The organism is Teichococcus aerofrigidensis, from assembly GCF_054073225.1.
Genome location: NZ_JBSXMU010000038.1, coordinates 22,440 through 32,448 on the forward strand (window position 1 = coordinate 22,440; position 10,009 = coordinate 32,448).

At 74.1% G+C, this 10,009-nt stretch carries 13 protein-coding genes; 12 read left to right on the forward strand and 1 reads right to left on the reverse strand.

Annotated elements, in window-relative coordinates; all coding sequences use genetic code 11:
* Positions 1–101: 101 nt before the first annotated feature.
* The 7 genes from queA to ACVMLK_RS10375 all read left to right on the forward strand — a co-directional run bounded on the left by queA (position 102) and on the right by ACVMLK_RS10375 (position 5,599).
* Positions 102–1,178, forward strand: coding sequence for a tRNA preQ1(34) S-adenosylmethionine ribosyltransferase-isomerase QueA (gene queA, locus ACVMLK_RS10345; protein WP_370591905.1), 1,077 nt, complete (start codon positions 102–104; stop codon positions 1,176–1,178).
* Positions 1,175–2,302 (forward strand): tRNA guanosine(34) transglycosylase Tgt, encoded by a 1,128-nt coding sequence (gene tgt, locus ACVMLK_RS10350; protein ID WP_198364537.1) that lies wholly within the window; start codon positions 1,175–1,177, stop codon positions 2,300–2,302. Before queA ends, tgt begins: the two co-directional genes overlap by 4 nt.
* Entirely contained in the window at positions 2,299–2,766 is a 468-nt protein-coding gene (queF, locus tag ACVMLK_RS10355) for a preQ(1) synthase (RefSeq protein WP_457486355.1), read from the forward strand. The genes tgt and queF overlap by 4 nt, the downstream gene beginning before the upstream one ends.
* Positions 2,750–3,850: a tRNA epoxyqueuosine(34) reductase QueG gene (queG, locus tag ACVMLK_RS10360; RefSeq protein ID WP_457486359.1), complete on the forward strand. Its 1,101-nt coding sequence runs from the start codon at positions 2,750–2,752 to the stop codon at positions 3,848–3,850. The genes queF and queG overlap by 17 nt, the downstream gene beginning before the upstream one ends.
* 49 nt (positions 3,851–3,899) lie before the next feature.
* Positions 3,900–4,214 carry a hypothetical protein gene (locus ACVMLK_RS10365; RefSeq protein WP_198364534.1) on the forward strand — a complete coding sequence of 105 codons (315 nt, stop codon included), beginning with the start codon at positions 3,900–3,902 and terminating at the stop codon, positions 4,212–4,214.
* Between the two features lie 91 nt (positions 4,215–4,305).
* Entirely contained in the window at positions 4,306–4,995 is a 690-nt protein-coding gene (gene queC / locus ACVMLK_RS10370; RefSeq protein WP_198364533.1) for a 7-cyano-7-deazaguanine synthase QueC, read from the forward strand.
* A gap of 49 nt (positions 4,996–5,044) precedes the next feature.
* Positions 5,045–5,599 (forward strand): VUT family protein, encoded by a 555-nt coding sequence (locus ACVMLK_RS10375; RefSeq protein ID WP_198364532.1) that lies wholly within the window; start codon positions 5,045–5,047, stop codon positions 5,597–5,599.
* A gap of 8 nt (positions 5,600–5,607) precedes the next feature.
* Here the strand turns inward: ACVMLK_RS10375 and ACVMLK_RS10380 are convergent, their stop codons facing one another.
* Positions 5,608–5,955: a PsiF family protein gene (locus ACVMLK_RS10380; protein WP_422921419.1), complete on the reverse strand. Its 348-nt coding sequence runs from the start codon at positions 5,953–5,955 to the stop codon at positions 5,608–5,610.
* A gap of 134 nt (positions 5,956–6,089) precedes the next feature.
* On the opposite strand from ACVMLK_RS10380, the gene ACVMLK_RS10385 reads away from it, so the two are divergent.
* The 5 genes from ACVMLK_RS10385 to ACVMLK_RS10405 all read left to right on the forward strand — a co-directional run.
* The gene (locus tag ACVMLK_RS10385; protein ID WP_457486356.1) at positions 6,090–6,893 is read left to right on the forward strand and encodes a RibD family protein; all 804 of its coding nucleotides are present in this window, start codon (positions 6,090–6,092) and stop codon (positions 6,891–6,893) included.
* On the forward strand, positions 6,890–7,882 hold the full coding sequence (locus ACVMLK_RS10390; RefSeq protein WP_422921421.1) for a zinc-dependent alcohol dehydrogenase: 993 nt from the start codon (positions 6,890–6,892) through the stop codon (positions 7,880–7,882). Before ACVMLK_RS10385 ends, ACVMLK_RS10390 begins: the two co-directional genes overlap by 4 nt.
* Positions 7,883–7,890: 8 nt before the next feature.
* On the forward strand, positions 7,891–8,289 hold the full coding sequence (locus tag ACVMLK_RS10395) for a 6-pyruvoyl trahydropterin synthase family protein (protein ID WP_422921422.1): 399 nt from the start codon (positions 7,891–7,893) through the stop codon (positions 8,287–8,289).
* Positions 8,290–8,294: 5 nt separating this feature from the next.
* A complete protein-coding gene (locus ACVMLK_RS10400) occupies positions 8,295–9,338 on the forward strand; it encodes a glycosyltransferase family 4 protein (protein WP_457486357.1) in 1,044 nt (347 codons plus the stop codon).
* A gap of 18 nt (positions 9,339–9,356) precedes the next feature.
* A partial coding sequence (locus tag ACVMLK_RS10405; RefSeq protein ID WP_457486358.1) for a class I SAM-dependent methyltransferase occupies positions 9,357–10,009 on the forward strand: 653 nt, incomplete at its 3' end.

Below are 10,009 nucleotides of genomic sequence, written 5' to 3' on the forward strand. Positions count from 1 at the left end.
GCGGCCCGGCAACCCTCGGCGAAGCAGGCCGGGGGGTGGAAATGTCGAGGCCGCGCTTGCCTTCCCCTCCCCCCTCCGCTACCGCCCGCCGCGCAAGCGCCATGACCCCAGACCCCGCCCTGCCCCCCCTCCGGGCCGAGGATTTCGATTTCGCCCTGCCCGAGGCGCTGATCGCCCAATCCCCCGCCCGCCCGCGCGATGCCGCCCGCCTGCTGGTGGCCGCACCCGACGGGCTGCGCGACGGGAGCGTGCGCGACCTGCCCGGCTGGCTGCGCCCCGGCGACCTGCTGGTGGTGAACGACACGCGTGTCATCCCGGCCAGGCTGCGCGCCCGGCGCGGCGAGGCGCGGCTCGAGATCATGCTGAACCGGGCCGAGGCCGGGGGCCTCTGGCATGCCCTGGTGCGCAACGCGAAGAAGCTGCGCCCGGGCGACATCCTCGCCATCGAGGGCGCGCCGGAGCTGGCGCCGCGTGTGGTCGAGCGCCAGGAGGGCGGCGCGGTGCTGATCGATTTCGGGCCGGACCAGGGGCTGCTCGCCGCCGCGCTGGAGAGGGCCGGCGAGATCCCGCTGCCGCCCTATATCGCCCGGCCGGATGGGCCACGGCCGGAGGATCGGGAGGATTACCAGCCGATCTTCGCCGAGCGGCCCGGCGCCGTCGCCGCGCCCACCGCCAGCCTGCACTTCACCCCGGCCCTGCTGGAAGCCCTGGCGGCGCGCGGCGTCGGCCAGGCGGCGCTGACGCTGCATGTCGGCGCCGGCACCTTCCTGCCGATCCGCGCCGGGAACCCGCGCGAGCACCGGCTGCACGCCGAATGGGGGCAGATCCCGCCCGGGGCGGCGGCGGCGATCAACGAGGCCCGCGCGCGGGGCGGGCGCATCGTCGCCATCGGCACCACGGCGCTGCGGCTGCTGGAGAGCGCGGTGGACCGCGAGGGCATCGTCCATCCCTTCCAGGGCCTGACCGACATCTTCCTGCTGCCGGGCCATGTCTTCCGCTCGGCCGACCTGCTGCTGACCAACTTCCACCTGCCGAGATCGAGCCTGTTCATGCTGGTCTCGGCCTTCGCGGGCCAGGCGCGGATGCGCGACGCCTATGCCCATGCCATCGCTGAGCGCTACCGCTTCTACTCCTATGGCGACGCCAGCCTGCTGTTCCGGGAGGATGCCGCCCCATGACACTCCGCTGGAGCTGCCAGTGCCAGGACGGCAAGGCGCGTGCCGGCACGCTGCACACCGCCCATGGCGAGGTGCCGACCCCCGTCTTCATGCCGGTCGGCACCGCCGGCACGGTGAAGGGCATGACGGCCGATGCCGTGCGCGCCACGGGCGCGCGGATCGTGCTCGGCAACACCTATCACCTGATGCTGCGGCCGGGGGCGGAGCGCGTCGCGCGGCTGGGCGGCCTGCACCGGATGATGGACTGGGACGGGCCGATCCTGACCGATTCCGGCGGCTTCCAGGTCATGTCGCTGTCGCAGTTGCGCAAGCTCGACCGCGACGGCGTCACCTTCCAGAGCCACATCAATGGCGAGCGCTTCCGGGTGACGCCGGAGCGCAGCATCGAGATCCAGCATCTGCTCGATGCCGACATCACCATGTGCTTCGACGAATGCACCCCCTTCCCGGCCACGCACGAGGTCGCCGCGCAGTCGATGCGGCTGTCGATGGACTGGGCCGCGCGCTCCCGCGCCGCCTTCACGCCGCGCCCCGGCTACGGCCTGTTCGGCATCCAGCAGGGCAGCATCTTCGAGGATCTGCGGGCCGAGAGCAGCCGGGCGCTGACCGGCATCGGCTTCGAGGGCTATGCGATCGGCGGGCTCGCGGTCGGCGAGGGCCAGGAGGCGATGTTCCGCACGCTGGATTTCTGCGCCGGCATGCTGCCGGAGACGCATCCGCGCTACCTGATGGGCGTCGGCACGCCCTCCGACATCATCGGCGCGGTGCGGCGCGGGGTGGACATGTTCGACTGCGTCATCCCGACCCGCTCGGGCCGCACCGGCCGCGCCTATACCAGCGCCGGCGTGCTCAACATGCGCAATGCCCGCCATGCCGACGACCTCGCCCCGCTCGACGCCGAGTGCGACTGCCCGGCCTGCGCGCGGCATTCACGCGGCTATCTCCAGCACCTGTTCAAGGCCGGGGAGATGCTGGGACCGATCCTGCTCACCTGGCACAATATCCGCTACTATCAGCGGCTGATGCAGCGGCTGCGCGAGGCCATCCTGGCCGGCCGCTTCGAGGGCGAGGCCGCGGCCATCGAGGCCGGCTGGCGCCGCAGCAGCGAGGAGACCGCCGCATGACGACCTCTCACGACGTGTCCGGCCTGACCATGCTGGGGCAGGCGACGCGGCAGCCGTCATCGCCCGAGGAGGCGGTGCTGGAGCGCGTGCCCAACCCGCATCCCGACACCGCCTATTGCGTGCGCTTCACCGCGCCGGAATTCACCTCGCTCTGCCCGATCACCGGCCAGCCGGACTTCGCCCACCTCGTCATCGACTACATCCCCGGCGCCTGGCTGGTGGAGAGCAAGAGCCTGAAGCTCTACCTCACCAGCTTCCGCAACCACGGCGCCTTCCACGAGGCCTGCACGGTGGGCATCGGCCTGAAGCTCGCCGAGGTGCTGGAGCCGGCCTGGCTGCGCATCGGCGGCTACTGGTATCCGCGCGGCGGCATCCCGATCGACGTCTTCTGGCAGACGGGCGAGGCGCCCGGCGGGGTCTGGATCCCGCCGCAGGACGTGCCCGGCTATCGTGGCCGGGGGTAGGGCGCCCTCCGTCGCCACGACGCCGGAGGGCCGCGCGGCGGAGATCCGCGACGAGGCGTTGCGCCTCGGCTTCGACGCCGTGGGCTTCGCCCCGGCCCATCTCGGCCCCGAGGTGCGGCAGCGCCTGAACGACTTCCTCGCCGCCGGCCTGCAGGGCGAGATGGGCTGGCTGGCCGAGCGCGCCGAGCAGCGCGCCCATCCGCAGGCGCTCTGGCCCGAGGCGGTCTCCGTCATCGCCCTCGGCCTGAACTACGGGCCGGAGGAGGATCCGCTCGGCATCCTGGAGCAGCGCGACCGCGCGGCGATCAGCGTCTATGCGCGCAACCGGGACTACCACGACATCGTCAAGAAGCGGCTGAAGGCGCTGGCGCGCTGGATGGTCGAGCGCTGGCGCGACAGCACGCTCAAGGTGTTCGTGGACACCGCGCCGGTCGCCGAGAAGCCGCTGGCGCAGCAGGCCGGGCTCGGATGGCAGGGCAAGCACAGCAACCTGGTCAGCCGCGAATTCGGCTCCTGGCTGTTCCTGGGCGAGATCTACACCACCCTCGACCTGGCGCCCTCCGGCGCCGAGGTGGATCATTGCGGCCGCTGCACGCGCTGCCTCGCCGCCTGTCCCACCGACGCCTTCCTCGGCCCCTACCGGCTCGATGCGCGGCGCTGCATCTCCTACCTGACGATCGAGCACAAGGGGCCGATCCCGGAGGAGTTCCGCGCGGCGATGGGCAACCGCATCTATGGCTGCGACGATTGCCTGGCGGTCTGTCCCTGGAACAAGTTCGCCCGGGGCGCGCGCGAGCCGGGGCTGATGCCGCGCGCGGACCTGACGGCGCCGCGCCTGGCGGAACTCGCGGCCCTGGACGACACCGCCTTCCGCGCGCTCTTCAGCGGCTCGCCGATCAAGCGCATCGGGCGCGACCGCTTCGTCCGCAACGTGCTGATCGCCATCGGCAATTCCGGCGAGGCATCGCTGCGGCCCGTGGCCGGCGCGCTGTGCGGCGATCCGGCGCCGGTGGTCGCCGACGCGGCGCGCTGGGCCCTTGCCCGCCTGCCGCGCGAATCGGGACATGGGCTAGCGGTTCCTTAACCCGCCTGTCCCATCCTGCCACCCGCGGCACGGATGGTGGGAGCGGTGGATGAGCGAGAAGCCTGTGATGGGCTTTGCCTGGTATGACGCGGCGACCTTCGAGCAGTTCCGCGAGGCCATGCCGGATATGAGCGACAGCTACGAGGACTGGCGCGAGGGCGCGCACCGGGACGTCCGCCGCGCCGAGGGCCAGGGCTACCGCGTCATCCGCATCGCCATGCGGCCGACAGAGTTCTTCGGCTGGTGCCGGGAGCATGGCATCGCCCTGCCCGGCCTGCAGGCGCGCCGGCAGTTCGCGGCCGACCGCGCCCGGCTGGTGGTGCGCGGCGAGCGCGCGGGGCGGCGCTCCTTCTTCCCCTTCTGACCTCCTTCCCTCCACGCCTCCGTCCACGGGCCTTGCCTCCACCCCGCGCCCCGCGCCACACAAGGGGCGGCATGATGGGAAGGGCGGACGGATGAGCGAAGGGGCGCTGGTGCTGTTCAGCGGCGGGCAGGATTCCGCCACCTGCCTGGCCTGGGCGCTGGAGCGGTTCCCGGTCGTGGAGACGCTGGGCTTCGACTACGGGCAGCGGCACCGCGTCGAGCTGGAGTGCCGCGCGGTCTTCCGTGCGGGGCTGAAGCCCGAATGGCAGGCGCGGCTCGGGCCGGACCACACCCTCTCGCTCGATGCGCTCGGCGCCGTCTCCGACACCGCGCTGACGCGGGAGACCGAGATCGCCATGCAGGAGAACGGCCTGCCGAACACCTTCGTGCCCGGCCGCAACATCGTCTTCCTCACCTTCGCCGCCGCGCTGGCCTATCGCCGCGGCCTGCGCCACATCGTCGGCGGCATGTGCGAGACGGACTACTCCGGCTATCCCGACTGCCGCGACGACACCCTCAAGGCGCTGCAGGTGGCGCTCAACCTCGGCATGGCCAGCCGCTTCGTGCTGCACACGCCGCTGATGTGGCTCGACAAGGCCGAGACCTGGCGGCTGGCGGAGGCGCTGGGCGGGCCGGAGCTGGTGGCCGCGATCGTCGAGCAGACCCACACCTGCTACCGCGGCGAGCGGGGCCTTCGGCATGACTGGGGCCATGGCTGCGGCCAGTGCCCGGCCTGCGACTTGCGCGCCCGGGGCTGGATGGCGTATCGCTCCGCCCGCTGAGCCATCAGCGCGGATGCTCCCGCCCCACCCCTTGGGAAAACTCGCAGGAATGACCGGACCTCGCCTGGAGGGCCTGCTGGCCCTTGTCGCCTTCGGGCTCACCATCCCCGCCGCCAACTGGCTGATCGGCCATGCCGGCACCGTCTGCGTGCCGCAGGGCCCCTGTCTCATCCCCGTCGCCCCCGGCGTGATGGCGCCCTCCGGCGTGCTGATGATCGGCCTCGCGCTCGTGCTGCGGGACGTGGTGCAGCGCCGGCTGGGGCTGGGCTTCGCCTGGATGGCGATCCTCGCCGGCACCGCCCTCTCCGCCCTGCTGGCGCCGCCCGCCCTGGTGATGGCCTCGGCCGTCGCCTTCCTGGTCAGCGAGACGGCCGACCTCGCCGTCTACACCCCGCTGCAGCGGCGGCGCTTCGTCCTGGCCGTGCTCGCCTCGGGGCTGGTCGGGCTGGTGGTGGACAGCGTCTTCTTCCTCTGGATCGCCTTCGGCGACCTCGGCTTCCTGCCGGGCCAGATGCTCGGCAAGCTCTGGATGGTCCTGCTCGCCCTTCCCCTCGCCGCCTGGCTGCGCCAGGCCGATGCGCGGCGCGGCATCCTGCCGGCCTGAGCCGCCCCTCAGCCGCCCGACAGGCAGGACTTCATGAATTCCTGGCGCGCCGGACCGGTGAGCTTGCGCGTGCCGGCCGTCGCGTTGCAGTCGCTCATGCGCTGACGCTGCGCCGCCTGGGCGGAGGAGCCGCCACCGGCCTCCGCCGGGGCCGGCGGCACCCGCCCGGCCAGGCAGTCGCTCATGAACTGGCGGCGCTCCGGCCCCTCCAGCTTCCGGACGCCGGCGCCGGCGTTGCACTCGCTCATCCGCGTCTGCTGCGACGTCTGCCGCGGTGTCTCTCCCTGGGCCCGCGCCTCGCCCCCCGGCAGGGCGAGCGCCGCCAGAAGAGCAGGCAGCAGAAGGATTCGGATCATGGCCCTGTCTCCCTGAGGGGATCGCAGGATAGGACGCGGCGGCACGTTCGTTCTCCACAAGAAATGGAGACCGCCGCGCCGGCGCGACCCCCGCACTGGCAACCTTCCCTCCGCTGCGGCATAGAGACACGCAGATGGATGCCGTATCCGACTCCCCCGCCCAGGATCCCCTTTGGCAGGCCCTGCTGCGCCGGCGGGACAGCGACACCGCGCCGCTTCCCGCCTCGCCACTGACCGATCTCTTCGCGCCGCTGTTCCAGCCCCCGGGACCCGATGGCTGCATGGTGCTTGGCCGCCTGGCCCAGACGCTGGACGGGCGGATCGCGACCGCCTCCGGCTCCAGCCAGTGGATCGGCGGCCGGGCCGACATCCTGCACACGCACCGGCTGCGCGCCCTCTGCCATGCCGTGGTGATCGGCGCCGGCACCGTCAAGCACGACAATCCCCGCCTCACGACGCGGGAGGTGACCGGCCCCCATCCGGTGCGCGTCGTGCTGGACACCGAGCGGCGCCTCGGAACCGGCCACACGCTCTTCGCGCCCGGCGGGCCGCCGACCCTGCTGGCCTGCGCCCAGGACGCCCCCGGCCCCGACCACCATGGCAGCGCCGAATTGCTGCGCCTGCCGCGCGCCGCGATCGGCGGGCTCGACCTCTGCGCTCTCCTGCCCCGCCTGGCCGAACGTGGCCTGACGCGCATCTTCGTCGAGGGCGGCGGGCTGACCGTCTCCCGCTTCCTCGCCGCCGGCTGCCTCGACCGGCTGCATGTCACGGTGGCGCCGGTGCTGCTGGGTTCCGGCATTCCCGCCTTCACCCTGCCGGAGGCGGCGCGCATCGCCGACGGGCTGCGCTTCGACTGGACCGTGCACCGGCTGGGCCAGGACATGCTCTTCGACATCGTGCTCGGCCGCGCCCGGCCGGCGGTCTGCTCCGCCCCATGATGGCGAGGGCCTTCTGGACCGTCGCGCCGGGCCGGGGCGAGCTGCGCGAGGAGGTCCTGCCGCCCCCCGCCGCCGGCCAGCTCCGGCTGCGGATGCTGGCGAGCGGCATCTCGCGCGGGACCGAGCGGCTGGTCTGGCGCGGCGGCGTGCCGGACAGCCAGCGCGCGGCGATGCGGGCTCCGCTGCAGGGCGGCGACTTCCCCTTCCCGGTCAAGTACGGCTATGCCGCCGTCGCCCGCGTCGAGGCGGAGGCTGCGGGCGGATCGGAAGGCTGGGCCGGGCGCCGCGTCTTCTGCCTGCATCCGCACCAGGACCGCTTCAACGCCCCGGCCGCCCTCTGCGTGCCGGTGCCGGAGGCCGTGCCGGACCGGCGCGCCGTGCTCGGCGCCAATCTGGAAACCGCGCTCAACATCGCCTGGGACGCCGCGGCGCTGCCCGGCGAGCGCATCCTCGTCATCGGCGCCGGGGTGGTCGGGCTGCTCGCGGCCTGGCTGCTGGCCCGCATCCCCGGCACGGCCGTCACGGTGGTGGACCGCGACAGCGCGCGCCGCGCCGCCGCCGAGGCGCTGGGCGCCCGCTTCGCCACCCCTGGGGAGGCGCCGGAAGATCAGGAGCTGCTCGTGCATGCCTCGGCCGATCCCGAAGGGCTGCGGCAGGCGCTCCGTTGCGCCGCCTTCGAGGGCCGCATCCTCGAGGCCTCCTGGTACGGCGACCGGCCGGTTTCCCTGCCGCTCGGCGAGGCCTTCCATGCGCGCCGCCTGACCCTGCGCTCCACCCAGGTCGGTGCCGTCGCGCCCGCCATGCGCGGCCGCCGCAGCCATGCCGAGCGGATGGCGCTGGCGCTGGTGCTGCTGGAGGATCCGGCGCTGGACATCCTGGCCGGGCCGGCGGTGCCCTTCGCCGCGCTGCCGGCCCGCATGGGCGCCCTGCTCGATCCGGCGGCCGGCACGCCCGCGCCGCTCTGCCCCGTCGTCACCTACGAGGAGTGACCCCCGCGATGTTCAGCCTGACGGTCGCCGACCACATCATGGTCGCGCACAGCTTCCAGGGCGAGGCGTTCGGCCCGGCCCAGCGCGTGCACGGCGCCACCTTCGTGGTCGAGGCCGAGTTCCGCGCGGCGCGGCTGGACCGGGCCAACCTCCTGGTGGACATCGCCGCCGCGCGGGTCGAGCTGCGCCGCATCCTGGATGACATCGACTACCGCAACCTGGACACCGTGCCGGCCTTCGCGGGCCAGAACACCAGCACCGAGTTCCTCTGCCTGCACATCCACGGCGCCCTGGCCGAGGCGGTGCGCGAGGGCCGGCTGGGCGAGAGCGGCCGTGGCGTGGAGGCGATCCGGGTGCTGCTGCGCGAGAGCCCGCTGGCCTGGGCGGCCTATGAGGCGGCGATCTGACCGCCATGGACATCGCGCTGCTCGTCCCCGGCCCCTTCAGCACCGTCTCCGGCGGCTACGGCTATGACCGCCGGCTGGTGGAGGGCTTCCGCGCCCGCGGCCATCGGGTGGAGATCGTGGAGCTGGCCGGCCGCCACCCGCTGCCGGACACGGCGGCGCAGGAGGCCGCCCGCGCCGCGCTGGACGCCGTGCCGGAGGACAGCGCCCTGATCATCGACGGCCTCGGCCTGCCCGCCTTCGCCCCCTTCGCCGGGGAGCTGGAGGAGCGCCGCGCGCTCGGCCTGATCCATCACCCCACCGCCATCGAGCCCGGCTTCTCCGAGGAGGAGGCCGAGGAACTGCGGCAGCGCGAGCAGGCGCTGTTTCCCGGCCTCGCCCGGCTCGTGGCCACCTCGCGCCTGACCGCCGACCGGCTGGCGGTGGAATTCGGCGCTGATCCGGCGCGCATCGGCGTGGTCGAGCCGGGCACCGACCCCGCGCCGCGCGCCACCGGCTCGGGCGGCGCGGGCTGCGCCATCCTCTCGGTCGGCGTGCTGGTGCCGCGCAAGGGGCATGACGTCCTGCTCCGCGCCCTTGGCCTGCTGCCCGACCTGGACTGGCGCCTGACCATCGCCGGCGCCCCGCGCGACCCGGTGCACGCGAAGGGCCTCGCCGCCCTGGCCGAGGAGCTGAACATCGCGCGGCGCGTGACCTTCGCCGGCGAGGTGCCGCAGGACGCGCTGGAGGCGCTCTATGCCGGGGCCGACCTCTTCGCCCTGGCGACGCACTGGGAGGGCTACGGCATGGCCGCCGCCGAGGCGCTGGCGCGTGGTCTGCCCCTGGCCGTCACCGCCGGCGGGGCCATCGCCGATGTGGTGCCGCGCGATGCCGGGGTGGTGGCGGCGCCGGGCGACATCGCCTCCCTCTCGCGGGCGATGCGGCGGCCGATCTTCGACCCGCGGCTGCGCGCGGAGATGGCCGAGGCCGCCTGGCGGGCGGGGCAGCGCCTGCCACGCTGGCCGGACCGGGCGGATGCCTTCCTGGCCGAGATCGGGATGGCGCGCGGATGAGCGGAGCGGCGCCGGCCCATGCCTGACACCTTCGACGCCGACTGGCTGGCCCTGCGCGAGCCCTTCGACGCCCGCGCCCGCGACCCCCGCCTGGTCCGGGCGCTCGACGCCGCCCTGCCCGCCAGGCCCCGGCTGCTCGAACTCGGCGCGGGCAGCGGCTCGCTGCTGCGCTGGCTCGCCCCGCGGCTCGGCCGGGCGCAGTCCTGGACGCTGGTCGATGCCGATGCCGCCCTGTTGCAACGGGCCTTCGCCGACACCGAGGCGCGCGCCATCCGCCTCGGCTGGGCCACCTCCTGGCCGGCGCGGCGCACCCTGCTGATCCACGCGCCCGGCGGCGCGTGGCGCATCGAGGCGGTGGTCGCCGACCTCGCCGCCGGCCCCGCCGGCCTGCCCCCGTACAAGGCCGACGCCGTGGTCTGCTCGGCGCTCTGCGACCTGGTCTCGCGGCGCTGGGTCGAGGCCATGGCGGCGGCGCTGCGCCTGCCCTTCTACGCGGCGCTCAATGTGGACGGCCGCGAGGCCTTCCTGCCGCCCCACCCCGACGACCGGCTGGTGGCGCGCGGCTACCGGCGCGACCAGCGGCGCGACAAGGGCTTCGGCGGCCCGGCGCTGGGGGCCGCGGCCCCCGCCGTCCTCGCCGCCGCCTTCCGCGCCCGCGGCTTCACCGTGAC